Source organism: Bathymodiolus japonicus methanotrophic gill symbiont (assembly GCF_019721995.1).
Lineage (GTDB): Bacteria > Pseudomonadota > Gammaproteobacteria > Methylococcales > Methylomonadaceae > Methyloprofundus.
Map to the genome: position 1 here is coordinate 118,026 of NZ_BLYC01000001.1, position 14,213 is coordinate 132,238.

24 protein-coding genes and 1 pseudogene are annotated in these 14,213 nt (G+C 43.7%); 15 read left to right on the forward strand and 10 right to left on the reverse strand.

What is annotated here, in order from left to right:
- Window positions 1–35: 35 nt before the first annotated feature.
- On the reverse strand, window positions 36–287 hold the full coding sequence (locus tag K6984_RS30345) for a hypothetical protein (RefSeq protein ID WP_230987792.1): 252 nt from the start codon (window positions 285–287) through the stop codon (window positions 36–38).
- A gap of 12 nt (window positions 288–299) precedes the next feature.
- Between K6984_RS30345 and K6984_RS30350 the strand changes: the two genes are divergently transcribed.
- On the forward strand, window positions 300–527 hold the full coding sequence (locus tag K6984_RS30350; RefSeq protein WP_230987793.1) for a hypothetical protein: 228 nt from the start codon (window positions 300–302) through the stop codon (window positions 525–527).
- On the opposite strand, the pseudogene K6984_RS35895 reads toward K6984_RS30350, so the two are convergent.
- The 4 genes and pseudogenes from K6984_RS35895 to K6984_RS00730 form a co-directional block, all read right to left on the reverse strand.
- Window positions 416–1,273: pseudogene (locus K6984_RS35895) on the reverse strand (IS30 family transposase); the annotation flags it as partial. The gene K6984_RS30350 and the pseudogene K6984_RS35895 overlap by 112 nt on opposite strands.
- Before the next feature lie 42 nt (window positions 1,274–1,315).
- Window positions 1,316–2,407: a transposase gene (locus K6984_RS00720; protein ID WP_221893722.1), complete on the reverse strand. Its 1,092-nt coding sequence runs from the start codon at window positions 2,405–2,407 to the stop codon at window positions 1,316–1,318.
- A gap of 39 nt (window positions 2,408–2,446) precedes the next feature.
- Window positions 2,447–2,605, reverse strand: a complete 159-nt coding sequence (locus K6984_RS00725; RefSeq protein ID WP_221893723.1) for a hypothetical protein — start codon at window positions 2,603–2,605, stop codon at window positions 2,447–2,449.
- 182 nt (window positions 2,606–2,787) lie between these two features.
- On the reverse strand, window positions 2,788–3,042 hold the full coding sequence (locus K6984_RS00730) for a hypothetical protein (protein ID WP_221893724.1): 255 nt from the start codon (window positions 3,040–3,042) through the stop codon (window positions 2,788–2,790).
- Here K6984_RS00730 and K6984_RS32065 point away from each other — a divergent pair.
- On the forward strand, window positions 3,020–3,148 hold the full coding sequence (locus K6984_RS32065) for a hypothetical protein (protein ID WP_263458596.1): 129 nt from the start codon (window positions 3,020–3,022) through the stop codon (window positions 3,146–3,148). The two genes, K6984_RS00730 and K6984_RS32065, sit on opposite strands and share 23 nt — an antisense overlap.
- 27 nt (window positions 3,149–3,175) lie before the next feature.
- Window positions 3,176–3,316 carry a hypothetical protein gene (locus tag K6984_RS00735; protein ID WP_221893725.1) on the forward strand — a complete coding sequence of 47 codons (141 nt, stop codon included), beginning with the start codon at window positions 3,176–3,178 and terminating at the stop codon, window positions 3,314–3,316.
- On the opposite strand, the gene K6984_RS00740 is transcribed toward K6984_RS00735, so the two are convergent.
- Window positions 3,251–3,523, reverse strand: coding sequence for a hypothetical protein (locus K6984_RS00740; RefSeq protein ID WP_221893726.1), 273 nt, complete (start codon window positions 3,521–3,523; stop codon window positions 3,251–3,253). The two genes, K6984_RS00735 and K6984_RS00740, sit on opposite strands and share 66 nt — an antisense overlap.
- Here K6984_RS00740 and K6984_RS32070 point away from each other — a divergent pair.
- Window positions 3,501–3,629, forward strand: a complete 129-nt coding sequence (locus K6984_RS32070) for a hypothetical protein (protein ID WP_263458596.1) — start codon at window positions 3,501–3,503, stop codon at window positions 3,627–3,629. The two genes, K6984_RS00740 and K6984_RS32070, sit on opposite strands and share 23 nt — an antisense overlap.
- A 315-nt stretch (window positions 3,630–3,944) precedes the next feature.
- Here the strand turns inward: K6984_RS32070 and K6984_RS00745 are convergent, their stop codons facing one another.
- Window positions 3,945–4,259, reverse strand: a complete 315-nt coding sequence (locus K6984_RS00745) for a hypothetical protein (protein ID WP_221893727.1) — start codon at window positions 4,257–4,259, stop codon at window positions 3,945–3,947.
- 464 nt (window positions 4,260–4,723) lie between these two features.
- Between K6984_RS00745 and K6984_RS00750 the strand changes: the two genes are divergently transcribed.
- Both K6984_RS00750 and K6984_RS00755 read left to right on the forward strand, forming a co-directional pair.
- A complete protein-coding gene (locus tag K6984_RS00750; protein ID WP_221893728.1) occupies window positions 4,724–5,131 on the forward strand; it encodes an META domain-containing protein in 408 nt (135 codons plus the stop codon).
- A 69-nt stretch (window positions 5,132–5,200) separates the two neighbouring features.
- Window positions 5,201–5,578: an META domain-containing protein gene (locus tag K6984_RS00755; RefSeq protein ID WP_221893729.1), complete on the forward strand. Its 378-nt coding sequence runs from the start codon at window positions 5,201–5,203 to the stop codon at window positions 5,576–5,578.
- 73 nt (window positions 5,579–5,651) lie between these two features.
- On the opposite strand, the gene K6984_RS00760 is transcribed toward K6984_RS00755, so the two are convergent.
- Both K6984_RS00760 and K6984_RS32075 read right to left on the reverse strand, forming a co-directional pair.
- Entirely contained in the window at window positions 5,652–6,617 is a 966-nt protein-coding gene (locus K6984_RS00760) for an IS701 family transposase (RefSeq protein ID WP_221893730.1), read from the reverse strand.
- A 20-nt stretch (window positions 6,618–6,637) separates the two neighbouring features.
- A complete protein-coding gene (locus K6984_RS32075) occupies window positions 6,638–6,766 on the reverse strand; it encodes a hypothetical protein (RefSeq protein ID WP_263458596.1) in 129 nt (42 codons plus the stop codon).
- Window positions 6,767–7,545: 779 nt separating this feature from the next.
- Here K6984_RS32075 and sdhC point away from each other — a divergent pair.
- From sdhC to aroC, 8 genes are all read left to right on the forward strand, one after another.
- Entirely contained in the window at window positions 7,546–7,932 is a 387-nt protein-coding gene (gene sdhC, locus K6984_RS00765) for a succinate dehydrogenase, cytochrome b556 subunit (RefSeq protein WP_221893731.1), read from the forward strand.
- Between the two features lie 2 nt (window positions 7,933–7,934).
- Window positions 7,935–8,318 carry a succinate dehydrogenase, hydrophobic membrane anchor protein gene (sdhD, locus tag K6984_RS00770; RefSeq protein WP_221893732.1) on the forward strand — a complete coding sequence of 128 codons (384 nt, stop codon included), beginning with the start codon at window positions 7,935–7,937 and terminating at the stop codon, window positions 8,316–8,318.
- Between the two features lie 6 nt (window positions 8,319–8,324).
- A complete protein-coding gene (sdhA, locus tag K6984_RS00775; RefSeq protein ID WP_221893733.1) occupies window positions 8,325–10,109 on the forward strand; it encodes a succinate dehydrogenase flavoprotein subunit in 1,785 nt (594 codons plus the stop codon).
- Window positions 10,109–10,894, forward strand: a complete 786-nt coding sequence (locus tag K6984_RS00780) for a succinate dehydrogenase iron-sulfur subunit (protein WP_221893734.1) — start codon at window positions 10,109–10,111, stop codon at window positions 10,892–10,894. Before sdhA ends, K6984_RS00780 begins: the two co-directional genes overlap by 1 nt.
- A gap of 9 nt (window positions 10,895–10,903) precedes the next feature.
- A complete protein-coding gene (locus tag K6984_RS00785) occupies window positions 10,904–11,137 on the forward strand; it encodes a succinate dehydrogenase assembly factor 2 (RefSeq protein WP_263458606.1) in 234 nt (77 codons plus the stop codon).
- Between the two features lie 40 nt (window positions 11,138–11,177).
- Window positions 11,178–11,528, forward strand: coding sequence for a protein YgfX (locus tag K6984_RS00790; RefSeq protein WP_221893736.1), 351 nt, complete (start codon window positions 11,178–11,180; stop codon window positions 11,526–11,528).
- Window positions 11,529–11,622: 94 nt separating this feature from the next.
- Window positions 11,623–12,555 (forward strand): 50S ribosomal protein L3 N(5)-glutamine methyltransferase, encoded by a 933-nt coding sequence (gene prmB, locus K6984_RS00795; protein ID WP_221893737.1) that lies wholly within the window; start codon window positions 11,623–11,625, stop codon window positions 12,553–12,555.
- Window positions 12,556–12,557: 2 nt separating this feature from the next.
- The gene (gene aroC / locus K6984_RS00800; protein ID WP_221893738.1) at window positions 12,558–13,646 is read left to right on the forward strand and encodes a chorismate synthase; all 1,089 of its coding nucleotides are present in this window, start codon (window positions 12,558–12,560) and stop codon (window positions 13,644–13,646) included.
- Between the two features lie 151 nt (window positions 13,647–13,797).
- Here aroC and K6984_RS00805 read toward each other — a convergent pair whose 3' ends face one another.
- Complete coding sequence (locus tag K6984_RS00805; protein ID WP_221893739.1) at window positions 13,798–13,941, reverse strand: hypothetical protein; 144 nt, start codon at window positions 13,939–13,941, stop codon at window positions 13,798–13,800.
- On the opposite strand from K6984_RS00805, the gene K6984_RS00810 reads away from it, so the two are divergent.
- The gene (locus tag K6984_RS00810) at window positions 13,898–14,134 is read left to right on the forward strand and encodes a hypothetical protein (RefSeq protein WP_221893740.1); all 237 of its coding nucleotides are present in this window, start codon (window positions 13,898–13,900) and stop codon (window positions 14,132–14,134) included. The two genes, K6984_RS00805 and K6984_RS00810, sit on opposite strands and share 44 nt — an antisense overlap.
- Window positions 14,135–14,213 lie beyond the last annotated feature (79 nt).

Genomic DNA, 14,213 nt, shown 5'->3' on the forward strand with positions numbered 1-14,213 from the left:
AATCAGGCTATGCGCAACTTTAAACTCTCCTGAATTCAAGTCATAAGTACATAACCCAATAAATTTTTCATATCTATCCCAGTCAGCTCTTCAAATACCTCATAAGGTGTTTTGTAATTGAGACACTTTTTAGGGCGACTATTTAGCTTATCAACCGCTGTCAGCCCCGGACGGGCTGATAGTCTCCAGAAGGCGCAGGGAAATTTGCCAATCCGAAGTGCGCGATAGCGCGCGAGGGAGGCCAAAATTTTATCCCGAATAGCCGTAGAGCCATTTGTGGTAGCCATGACTGAGCTGCTTTGTGCTCAGTCTGTGGCGGACGCAGGGCGGCTGGAGCATCTCCTATTCGCTGCGTAGGTGAACGAATTACGGCGACAGGAGTCCCGGAATTTCGTGAGGTAGCATGGCGCGCCTGGGCTATAAAAACCTCTTTTATCGTAACATCAATCAACTCCATTACTTTAGGGAAATACTGTCTTAATAAGCCATTAGCATTCTCATTTTGCCCTCTTTCCCAAGAGCTGTAGGGAGTCGCAAAATACGTATCACAACCTAGTGCTTCTGCTATTTTTTCATGCAGGGTAAACTCTTTCCCGTTATCAAAAGTAATTGTTTTAACAAAGCTTTTTATAGGATCAAGCATTAAAATAGTTGCGTCTAATACATATTGAGCCTTTTTCCCCGCTAAAGGGAAGGCCAACCGTAATTTAGAGACTCGCTCATCCAACGTTACAATCGCCCCTTTGTGATTTTTCCCAATGATTGTATCTGCCTCCCAACCACCTATACGCTTACGGTTGTTGACCTCTTCAGAACGCTCATCTATATCGACTCTATTAGGGATTCCTGTCCTATTATGGGCTGACCCATATCGCTTGCGATAGGTTTTGTTCTGATGCCGAAGATGCTTGTATAGTTCACCCCCTGCCTTTTTGTACGCCAGAATGTGCTGGTAGATTGTTTCATGATGAAGACTAATTATACCTTCTTGTTTTAACCGCCCTGCAATCTGCTCAGGACTCCAGTCATCCTCAATGCGAACATTAACAATGCCTTTCATTTCATCCGTTAATTTAACCTCTTTAGGCTTGTTTTTGTGTCGTTCTTGGGCAAAATCTTCTGCTTGTTTATGCCTGTAGCCTCTTTGACCTGTATTGCGTTTAATCTCGCGTGAAATATTGCTTTGGCTTCGTTCTAAGGCTTCTGCTATTTTATTCTGTGAAGTTCCCTTTTTTAATTCAATTTCTATATAATATCTTTCTTCAGGACATATAGTTTCTCAGATAAATAATTTCCAAATTTGGAGCGCTTAAACTTAGGCGGTAACAACGAAATCTTCCCGCAATTTTTGCATAACACAAATCACTTTACTGGCATCATGCATATAAGTGTTAAAAGTTTGCACAACTGAATCATGAAGATCTTCAAAAGTTTTAAAATACTTCATATGAGTCGAATCGCGTTTCGTATTTTTCCATAATTTCTCAATCGGATTAAAATCCGGCGAGAACGCAGGGAGACGTTCTACTGTCAAACGATCTACATTAGCTAACTTAAATTCCTTAATAACACCGCTTCCATGATACGGGGCACCATCTTCAATTAGAATAATCTTGCCTTTATAATAAGCCAGCAATTGTGTTAAAAACTCAACATAGCTTTCACCATTAAAACGCCCAGATGTTTCAGCGTGTTGTAATATCATTGGCTTATAACTCTCGATTAAGACGTTGTCGGCAATAGAATATATCGCTTCCATAAAAAGCTTCTGTGTTGGATATTTCTCATTTTTTAAGCTTTTAAGAATAGCTAAAAATTCTTGAGGCAGCCCAGCTTCTTTTAAAAGTCTAAGTGACTTTGGTTTTATCTCATAAGCCAATGATTCTCGGTATTGAAAACTCCCTCCTTCGAGTTCGATCGTACCAAACATTTTCAACCCTTTTCGAATCCCTGATGTTTTCACTGTGGGTTGCTCTCCTATTGGAGCCCAGGTTCGTGCCAATGAACCCCACATAGCAAATGACACCTCATCACCGAATAAAACGACACTCTTTTCTTCTACCGCCTTTTCCATAATGGCAGGCAATGTTTCTTCCAGCCACGTTTTTCTTTCAAGCTCGTACTTTTCTTCTTCTTGGCGATCAGTCACAAAACGAGCTTTTTGATAACTGAAGCCCAGTTTTTTCATTAGGCTTGATAAATAGTTCAAGTTATAACGAACTTCAAATTTTAACCAAATAAGCTCGGCAATCATCGCAGTATTCCATATTCCACAATGAAATCCATTGTCTTCTGGGCCTTTCTTTATCAACTCAACCAATTTATTTTTCTGGTCTTTAGTTAACTTTGACTTCCGACCACGTCCTTGATAGTGTTGCCCTATTAACCAACCGACACCTTTATGCATGAATGTTTTCAGCCAATTTATAATGGTTTTTTCACAGACTCACATTAGGCGTGCTATTTCTTTGATTCCCATGCATTCACTGAACCAGAGTAGAGCTTGAGTTAATCGATATAAACAAATATTACTTAGCTTGAGAGCTGTCGCCATATTTTTTTTTAGTCGGTCTACAATTGACTTTGAAAAAGTGAGGGATACCATTTTTGACTGTTTCCGTTAGTGTTGGGACGAAAATTATAAGCCAGTTTCCCCTCTGTCGTTTTTGTTTGTTCGGAAATTAATTTTCTGAAAGTCTATAGGTGTGTATAGCTCATTTGTAGCCTCTGTAAATTGTTTGGTAGCTGTTTACTTTACACCTATGTCTTGTCTTAATTCAACAGGTGTTAGTCTAGCCAATACTTGCAGAGGGTTATGCACTTATTATACGAATTCAGGTCTTTTAATAAGCCTAATGCAATCTCTGTTTTGGTCGGGTAGGCACTGTCACGTTCAGGCTTAATAGGCCGATCTTTTTCTGCTATACCGCTCTTTTTCAACCGTTTATCTTCTTTATCCCACTGCTTTAAGGCTGGATCCGGCATATAAAAGAAAAAACCGATCGGGGAGTCGCTATTTTTGCGAAAGCTTGTTTTGGGCATCCCAGCCCAAGCAAGCAGCAAAAACTTAACGCGACCACTTATGCCTCCGGCGGCCCCGATTCGTCCTCGTCACCTCGTCCCGACCCAACAAGGGGTCGGAACATAGGCTCCAAATGACTTGACGCCGTGTCGGATGGCCTTTTATTTTGTCTCCACCTTCGCTAACGCTCAGACTCCGACAAAACAACGGCCCTACGGCTATCGCGGACTAAAAATCATCACTTCGCTTAGGCTCCGTTTCCCTGATTTTCAGCGCAGGCACTGTAATGGATGAGGTAACTAGCAGCAATAATACTATCGTTTGTCCATTAACATAACCGCCGGAGCCTTTGTGTTTCTGTTTGTAAACCTTATAAATACGTTTTGTAGACTTAGATCGTGCTCGGTCTGATTCATCAAAGGCCAACACACCTTCAGTAACTGAAGTTTCCCAATTATTGATTGGGGAGTCGCTATTTTTGCGAAAGCTTGTTTTGGGCATCCCAGCCCAAGCAAGCAGCAAAAACTTAACGCGACCACTTATGCCTCCGGCGGCCCCGATTCGTCCTCGTCACCTCGTCCCGACCCAACAAGGGGTCGGAACATAGGCTCCAAATGACTTGACGCCGTGTCGGATGGCCTTTTATTTTGTCGCCACCTTCGCTAACGCTCAGACTCCGACAAAATAACGGCCCTACGGCTATCGCGGACTAAAAATCATCACTTCGCTTAGGCTCCGTTTCCCTGATTTTCAGCGGTAGCTGAAATACACAATGCTGGTGTATCGAGGTTTATTTTAGGTGGTTTTGCCATGTTTATAGCAAACCCCTACTTAATTCCCCTTAGGCAATAGCATTTGAAACGAATGAAAAGACTATTTTTTTCATATAGTTGTAGCATAGTTTCAATTTTACCATAAATAATTATTGGGAAACTTCAGCTTCAGTAATGCCATAACGTTTTAAAATTAAGACCACACTCACCCGTAGCAACCAGTCCCAGGGTATACTTGCTTTACGAAACACCCAGGATAATGCGGCTACTTTGCAATCTCCAAGGCTTGCTCGCTCAAACTTAGCCCAGCAAACAGAGTTCATTAGCAGTATGCCCGTTAAACAAGTGCCCAACCAAGCGGCTTGAATCCGTGTCAAAGCGGCTCCGGGTTTTAGCTGATTGAGCGCATCATTTAAATCGTCAATATAGCTTTGGATAAAGGTGGCTGGGGCATTCATTAACATGGGCTTACACCGATAAAATTACAACAACCTCAGAATACCTGATTTTACCTTCTCAATATCAAAAACTTGAACATCGAGTGAGAGCAAGCAAGCCTGTATTAATGATGCAATACGTTCGACGCAACGGTTTGAAGGCATTAAGGGATTAATTTCCTTCGATGAAACAGGCAAGGCTCATCGCTCACTGTTTATAAACAGGTTCGAGAATGGGCAACTGAATTTTATAGTTCAGGTTTTTTAGCTAAGGCGCAAAACAAATCTACCCATATTGCGCAGGATTTTTGTTTGTCTTCAAGGCGTATAAATAGGCGCATAGCTAGCTACGAAACTATTTCTACAACGCAGAAGACGGACAAAAAAACCTGCATGGTGGGTGGGTTATTTATTGCGAGTTGCCTTAATACCGGTCTGATGTGATTTGCGATAATGGCTTATTCAGAAATTCAATTATTTAACTTAAAACAATGACGCTAATGCAAAAAAAAATCTTATTAAGCATGATATTGCTACAGGGCTGCAGTCATACTTCGGATAACATGACTGCGGCAGAGCAATTAATAGAGCCGCCTGATATTCGGCCTATCAGTGCAAACTTAAACAGCGGCAATCAGCAAAGGCGAAGCATGCAAAATTCATTATATGGCGACCAGTGGCAGCTAATCAGTTACTTCGCAGAGCAGGGGATGAAAGCTGTTTTAGCAGACACTGTGGTGAGTATTGAGTTTGCAGAAAATAAAATATCGGGTAGTACCGGGTGTAACCGTTATTTTGGGGCTTTTCAGTTCACAGGCTATGACAGCTTGAATATATCTCAGCCAGGCATGACCATGATGGCCTGTTCGGAGCCTATTGCAGTGCAAGAACAGCAATAAAATCTAGCGGATATTAAATTCTACCAGTTTCAAGATGATATCTTGCAATTGCTAGACGCAGAAAGACAGATGCTGCTGATATTTAAAAACCTGCCGGTACTCACATTAGAGCAAACAACGTGGCAGATGATAGGCATTAATAATGGCAAGGGCGGCGTGCTCAGTAGCGCGCAAACCGGCAAGGCCAGCCTGCAATTTATTGATGGCAAATTGCAGGGCAATAGCTGCTGTAATTCCCTGACTGCCAGTTACCAGCTAAATGGCACTGCAATAACGATTGGCCCGGTTATCAGCACACGGAAATTTTGTACAGATAATGACCTAATGGTTCAGGAGCAGCAGTTATTACAGGAGCTAACAAAAGTGACGCGCTACGAAATTCGTGCAAATCAACTACGCGTAGTCGATGCTAATGGCGCGTTAATGCTGAATCTCAAGCAGCGATAATTGCTGGGCGATTTTTTCTGTCGGTGCTTAGCATGTCGAAGTAACGGTTAAGCTGAAGTTTCTTAGAAATTCATCAAGGAACCATTCGCAATAAAACGGCTACCACCGAATTTACAGGGGAGCTGCTGTATTTGGGGCAAACCCTTTCAAAATCCGGATCCAAAGCCGCTTCGGCAATGATGCGGCGGATATCTGAAAATGCGAAACTGGCTCGCCCCTTCACTTTGTGCCGACGTTCCGGATCGGTTTTTAAACGATCCGCGTAAATCCACGTCAGCGTTGTTGCCATCATACAGAAGTTCAAATGGTTGGTCACTGCCTGCGCATTTCGACACTGACTTTTCTGACTCCCTATGTCTTGCTTGAGCTCTTTGAACCCGGATTCTATTTTCCATCGCGCACCATAATACTCAATAATCTGTGTGACGGATAAACTTAGATCGGTCGTAAACAAAGCAATCCACTGTGTGCGACGAAACACCCAGACAACCTGAACGGGTCGTTTCAATGTTTTCAGCATGACAACGCGACTATAAGCCCTGACTTCACGCTGTTTTCCATAGAGATTCACGGTATACGATCGGGCCTTTTGTTGTACTTTTTTTGCCATGTCTGTGGCTGACCTCAGACGCTGCCCGTACTTTTTATTCCGCCCCCTCTGCTTGGGTTTTCTTTTTTCTGGACGATCGTACAGTACATTATTGCACCTTAACCTAGAGAGAATATTAAACCGGCTTCCGATAGCTTTGTAAACAGGCTTCCATAGGCCATTGTTGCCAAACCAGCTATCAGTGACTGTCAATATCGGAGCGGTGGAAAAATGTTCTGCAATTGCAATCAGCATTTGAGCCGCCTGAGTCATCTTGGTCTGGAAAGGAACGACTTCCCCTCTTATCGTGGCGGTTTCTTTTTTTGCCTGAATTGTTTTTAAGGGCAGATAAAATCGGAAATCTAAAAATAAGCACGCCCAGCGACCGCTGAAAATCAGGGAAACGGAGCCTAAGCGAAGGTGGAGACAAAATAAAAGGCCATCCGACACGGCGTCAAGTCATTTGGAGCCTATGTTCCGACCCCTTGTTGGGTCGGGACGAGGTGACGAGGACGAATCGGGGCCGCCGGAGGCATAAGTGGTCGCGTTAAGTTTTTGCTGCTTGCTTGGGCTGGGATGCCCAAAACAAGCTTTCGCAAAAATAGCGACTCCCCGACTTTGACCTGTTTCAGCAACCCTACCGACACAATATTTTGTGCCCATGGATATTTGCTTTGATTCGATTTGGCCGCGTGGTCAAAAATGGCTTCACAGCCGAAGATATTTTTGCCTACTTTAGTGATAATGGAGTCATCCAGTGCAACCAATATGCGCCCATCTGTTTCAGGAGACGGAATCAGCTCCCAGATAGTTTTCCACAGCCCAGCCCACGGCAAAGTTGAAGAAGCCATGAAAGTGTAAACGCGCTTATTCTTGATCTCAAACCCAAACAGCGTATCAAGGCAACGCCAAAGATTAGATGTCATCGACGACGTAAAGGGAACGATAATAGACGGGATCGTGTAAACAAACAGAGAGGCTCGTTCGCGGCCTAAAGTGGTTTTGGAAAAATGATCTTGAAACGGAAGTAAAGTATCGCGTAAAATGAACATGAATGAGGCCGGTTTGTTTGTATAATCAATGTGTTAGAAACTTTCATTATACAGTGAAACCAGGCCTCATTAACGATTAATCTGTTGTTTTTAAAAAGAATTCAAGGCTTTTAGTCAACGGAATTCCATCGATATTAGCAATATCTAATATTTCAGAAAAATAAGCATTAGCTGATATTCTTATGCTTTAAAAACTAGGAAACTTCAGACGGTTAAGCAGTGTAACTAAAGTAATCAGGTGCAATACAAAATTTAAATTGATAATGGAATAATCACCACCGAGCCTGTATTATTAAGCACTTAATTCTAAGTCGAGTGTTTGTGCTATGGAACAGAGAAGAAGACCGCTTTCACCTCATTTGCAAGTGTATAGATTACCCCTGACTGCAGTGGTGTCGATGACGCATAGAATGACTGGGGTATTGTTAGCAGCCGGGTTGATGTTATTTGTAGTGAGTCTGGCCGTGCTTCAATGTGGTGCCAGTAGCTTTGAATCTATGCAGTCTGTTATATTGCAGCCTTTAGTCAGCGTAGCAATCTGGATGATGGTCTATGCCTTGTTCTTTCATATGTGTCATGGCGTTCGCCATTTATTCTGGGATGCAGGTGAGGGCTATGAAAAACCCCTAATGAATTACTATATTATATTGGAGCTTTTTGCCTCGGTTATTCTAACCGGGATCAGTTACTTATTTGTTCAGTTAGGGAGTTAAATATGAGTTATCAAACTCCTTTGGCACGAGCACGAGGCCTGGGTTCTGCAAAAACGGGTACTACGCATTGGTGGATGCAAAGAGTGACTGCTGTTGCTTTAATTCCTTTATCTTTCTGGTTGATTTTATTTATTCAACAGCTTTTTTATGCCTCTTATGATGAAATCAGGCAGTGGCTAATGAGCCCGCTTAATTTTACCTTATTGCTCGCCTGGGCATTTACCGGTTTTTATCATGCGGCACTAGGGCTACAAGTTGTTATTGAAGATTATGTTAATCCCAACTGGCTAAAAATTGTCATGGTCTGGGTAATTAAATTAACGTTTACCGGGATGGCAATTGCATCGCTGGTATTTGCCATACGTATTGCTATTTCTGCAGGATAATTAAACATGAAAGATAAGTATAAGATTATTGAGCATGAATACGATGTAGTGGTCGTGGGTGCCGGTGGCGCTGGTTTACGTGCTACTTTTGGTATGGCTGAAAAAGGCTTGAAAACAGCCTGTATTAGCAAGGTATTTCCAACTCGTAGTCATACCGTTGCTGCGCAAGGTGGAATTAGTGCCGCGCTGGGTAATAATGGTGAAGATGACTGGCGCTGGCATATGTACGACACGGTTAAAGGATCTGACTGGTTAGGCGACCAGGATGCCATTGAATATATGTGCCGTGAAGCTATTCCGGCAGTGTTGGAACTGGAACATTACGGTGTGCCATTCTCGCGGAATGAGGATGGCAAAATTTATCAGCGCGCCTTTGGTGGCATGACCACGCATTTTGGTGAAGGCAAAGCACAAAGAACTTGTGCTGCAGCTGATGTGACTGGTCATGCTATTTTACACACGCTTTATCAGCAATCCTTAAAGCATGAAGCTGAATTTTTTGTTGAATATATCGTAATTGACTTAATCATGGAAGATGGAGCGTGCCGTGGCGTTCTGGCCTGGTGTCTGGATGATGGCTCGATGCATGTGTTTAAGGCGCATACAGTGGTCATCGCCACGGGTGGTTATGGACGCTGCTTCTTTTCCTGTACATCAGCACATACAGTGACGGGTGATGGTAGTGCCATGGTGTTACGTGCAGGGCTGGCTTTACAGGATATGGAATTTATTCAATTTCACCCGACCGGGATTTATGGTGCAGGCTGTTTGATTTCCGAAGGGGTGCGTGGTGAAGGTGGTTATTTAACCAATTCAGAAGGTACTCGCTTTATGGAAGAATATGCACCACATGCGAAAGACCTGGCTTCGCGAGATGTGGTTAGTCGTGCAATTACCATGGAAGTGAATGCCGGGCGTGGCATAGGTGAGCATAAAGATCATGCTTATTTACATGTTGAACACCTGGATCCAGATGTTATTAATGAGCGGTTACCAGGGATTTCTGAATTGGCACGGATTTTTGCCGGAGTGGATGTGACTAAGGAGCCTATTCCGGTGATTCCTACCGTGCATTACAATATGGGCGGTATTCCCACCAATTATAAAGCGGAAGTGGTGACCTTAAAAGAGGGTGACCCTGATGCGGTTATTCCAGGCCTGATGGCGATTGGTGAGGCCGCGTGTGTATCGGTGCATGGTGCTAATCGACTGGGTTCTAATTCTTTACTGGATCTGGTGGTTTTTGGTCGTGCGGCAGCGATACGTTGCGCAGAATTGATCAAACCTAGAACCCCTCATAAACCTTTGGCTGAAGATGCCTATGATAAAGCGCTGGAACGATTTGATCGCTTACGTTTTGCAGAGGGAAGTCTAAAAACAGCCGAGATTCGCCTGGATATGCAAAAAACCATGCAAACCCACGCCGCTGTTTTTAGATCGGGAGATATGCTGGCTGAAGGCGAGCAGAAAATTGCTGAAATTCGTGCTTCCTTTGCAGATGTGCAGGTCAGTGATCATTCATTAATCTGGAATACCGATTTAGTGGAAACGCTGGAACTGGAAAATCTTCTGGATTTATCCATGGTTACGATGTCTGCCGCAGCTAATCGTACTGAAACCCGGGGCGGTCATGCGCGCGATGACTTTCCAGACAGAGATGATGAAAACTGGTTAAAACACTCTTTATTATGGCTAGCAGATAATAAAGTCAAGATCGATTATCGACCTGTGCATATGTACACATTAACCGATGAAGTTGAAGTGATTCCACCGAAAAAGAGGGTTTACTAATGGTTGAATTTACACTGCCAAAAAACTCAGTGGTGCAAAAAGGCAAGTTTTATTCCGCACCCAAAGGCGCGACCCGAGTAAAGCGGGTAGAAGTCTATCGCTGGGATCCGGACACCGATGAAAATCCACGCATAGATTGCTACGATATAGACTTGGATCAATGTGGTGAAATGGTGCTGGATTTAATTCTGAAAATTAAAGACGATATCGATAGTAGCCTGACATTCAGACGCTCATGCCGTGAGGGAGTGTGTGGATCGTGCTCAATGAATATCAATGGTAAAAATACCCTGGCATGTATTAAGGCCATTGCCGATTATAAAGGCAGGATCAAAATCTATCCATTGCCGCATATGGATGTGGTGAAAGATCTGGTTGCTGATATGACCCATTTTTATGCGCAATATGCCTCGATTAAACCGTGGATAGAAACCCAGACACCACCTCCGGCTGATCAAGAGCGCTTGCAAAGTGTAGCAGAGCGTAAACAGTTAGATGGCCTGTATGAATGTGTCTTATGTGCCTGTTGCTCAACCAGTTGCCCTAGTTATTGGTGGAATAGTGATAAATACCTGGGGCCTGCAGTATTATTACAGGCGCATCGCTGGTTAAGTGATAGTCGTGATGAGCACACCGGTGAGCGCCTGGATGATTTGCAAGACCCGTTTAAGTTGTATCGTTGTCATACTATTATGAATTGTACCGACACCTGCCCAAAAGGCTTAAATCCGGCAAAAGCAATCGCTGAAATCAAAAAAATGCTGCTGGTCAGGGAAGAAGGTTAATTGCAGGATTTGAGGCGTCTGCGCTGGCAATGTCGGCGCGGAGTGAAGGAGCTGGATGCTCTATTATGTGCTTATTTGGATAATCAGTATGCAGCATCAGGGGTGACAGACCAGCGTTTATTTAGCGAATTACTGGCACTGGAAGATGATCTATTAATCGCCTATTTTCTTGCCGATAGCTTGCCTGAACACCAAGAGTTAAAACAGCTTGTCAAAAAGATCCGCAGCTCCTTTATGGGTTGATGTAAAACAATCACGCAATTTACTAGCCTTTATCATTATCGTGCATGTACTTGCACTGCTTAGTAGTTGGTTGATGCCTGTTGCTGCTATATTAAAAGTCGCGCTGTGTTTGTTGTCAGTGGGTAGTTTTTACTTTTACCTGCAGCGCTATCAACAAGGTTTTTATAGCTTTAGCTTAAGATATTCAGAGGAACTTTCCTGGGAGCTAGTAGTGAATGATCACCACTCCTGTCTGCATGTTTTAAGGTCTACTGTACTCACCTCTTTTATTATCATTCTGCAAGTCAAGATTGATAGCAGGCAGCGAAGTTTACTGGTTTGTCGGGATGCTGTGTCTGCCGAGGAATACAGAAAGCTGTTTGTGGCATTAAAAATCATGAAGCTGGAATAACGTCAAGTATGCTTTATTTTTTCTGTAAAGCTATGCCGAAACACTCTGAATTAGTTTAAAATTACCAGTTTTACACCTTAACAATATTCATTTTATGTCACAAACATCGTTAGAAACGATTCAGACGCTGGTAACAGTAAGGGACTATATACGCTGGGCTGCAAGCCAGTTCGCTGAAGCAAAGTTGTTTCATGGACATGGAACTGCAACAGCATTGGATGATGCGGCGGCTCTTGTTTTACATACGCTGCATCTGCCATATAATCTATCCGAGAGCTATTTTAGTGCCAGGTTGAGAGAAGAGGAACGGTATAAAATTGTTGATCTTGTTAATCGGCGCATTCAGACCCGTATTCCATCGGCGTATCTAATGCATGAAGCTATTTTTGCTGGTTTAGCTTTTTATGTTGATGAGCGCGTTCTAGTGCCTAGGTCACCTATTGCTGAACTTGTTCGGGAGCAGTTTACGCCCTGGGTCACGGCTGATCAGGTGCAGTATATATTGGATTTATGTACCGGCAGCGCCTGCATTGCGATTGCCTGTGCTTATGCATTTCCCGGTGCGCATGTGGATGCAGTGGATTTGTCTGCAGATGCCCTGGAAGTGGCGAAAATCAATGTCGCTAAACATGAAGTGGCAGAGCAATTAAGCTTGTATCATTCGGACCTGTTTACTGCATTACCCACGCGAAAATACGATTTAATTGTTTCTAATCCGCCGTATGTCGCTATCAGCGAGTGGCAGGAACTTCCAGACGAATTTCATGCTGAGCCTGAAATGGGCTTTACCGGCGGTGAAACAGGGCTGGATCTGGTGATTAAAATTTTAGTGGATGCGGCTGATTTTCTCAGTGAACAAGGGGTTCTGGTCGTAGAAGTCGGCAGCAGTGCGGAAACCTTGCAAACACAGTTTCCAGAAGTGCCATTTTACTGGCTAGATTTTGAGCAGGGCGGTGATGGCGTGTTTTTACTTAACGCAGAACAGGTGTTTGCATTTTATCAATTATTTAAAGAGGCATTAAATTAGGTATGTCAGGTAATAGCATAGGAAAATTATTTACAGTTACGACGTTTGGTGAGAGTCATGGTATTGCATTAGGCGCAACTGTTGATGGCTGTCCGCCAGGGCTGCCTTTGACAGAGGCTGATTTACAGGCTGATCTGGATCGGCGCAAGCCTGGAACTTCCAGGCATACAACTCAGCGCCGTGAAGCGGATCAGGTGGAAATTTTATCCGGTGTGTTTGAGGGAAGGACAACCGGCACACCGATCGGTTTATTGATTAAAAATACCGATCAGCGTTCTAAAGACTATACGAATATCGCCGAAACTTTTCGTCCAGGGCATGCTGATTATGTTTACGACCATAAATATGGATTTCGCGATTATCGCGGTGGTGGGCGTTCTTCTGCTAGAGAAACTGCGATGCGTGTGGCGGCAGGTGGGATTGCCAAGAAATATTTAAAGCGGCAATATGGTATAGACATTCGCGGATATCTGGCTCAACTTGGGCCGATTAAAATCGAAAAAATCGACTGGGCGATAATGGATAATAGCGACTTCTTTTGTCCAGATAGTAGTAAAGAAGCTGAATTAGTCGCTTATATGGATGCCCTGCGTAAAGAGGGTAATTCGATAGGTGCTAAAGTCAATGTGATGGCAAGTCATGTTCCGCCGGGCTTAGGCGAACCCATCTTTGATCGCCTGGATGCTGATTTGGCGCATGCTTTAATGAGCATTAATGCGGTTAAAGGTGTGGAAATTGGCGATGGCTTTGCTTGTATTAATAGCAAGGGAACTGACTTTAGAGATGAAATGACCCCGGGTGGTTTTTTAAGTAACCATGCGGGCGGTATCTTAGGCGGTATTTCCAGTGGCCAGAATATCGTTGCCAGTATTGCCTTAAAACCCACTTCCAGTCTGCATTTGCCAGGACGTAGTATCAACCGGAAAGGTGAGGCCATTGAGGTAGTCACTCAGGGACGTCATGATCCTTGCGTGGGTATTCGTGCTACGCCGATAGCCGAGGCGATGATGGCAATCGTATTAATGGATCATATGCTGCGCCATAGAGCACAAAATTTTGATGTGCAGTCGACTTTGCCAGTGTTGTGTTAAAACATAAAAGTGAATTCGTTTTATTCAGTAAGGTTGAAGGCGTAATGCAGCATATCATTGAGCTAGACCGGCAGGCAGAGGGAATTTTATCTGAGATAGCGATACATACCCAGAAATCAAAAGATGATATTTTTCTGGAAGTTATTAAAAATTATTTATTGCAGCAGGCTAAACGTGCTGACCAGGCGCGCCATGCTACCTCACGAAATTCCGGGACTCCTGTCGCCATAATTCGTTCACCTACGCAGCGGATGGGAGATGCCCTGAACGCCCTGCGTCCGCAACGACTACGCACAAAAGCCGCTTCGTCATTACTACCTCACTGGCTGGACGGCTATTCGGAATGCAATTCTTGCTCCTCTCGCGTGCTGCTAGCACACGTCGAATCAGCGAATTTCCCTGTCGCCTATCAGGGACTAAAAATCACCACTTCGCTAAGCTCCGTTTCCATGATTTTCAGCGTTGGATCAATTCCTAAAGCCCTATAAAGCCAATTTGAGTGGCTATAAGTTTGATAGAGATGCTGCAAATGAGCGGTAGTTTCTACGATAGTTTGATTATTGCATC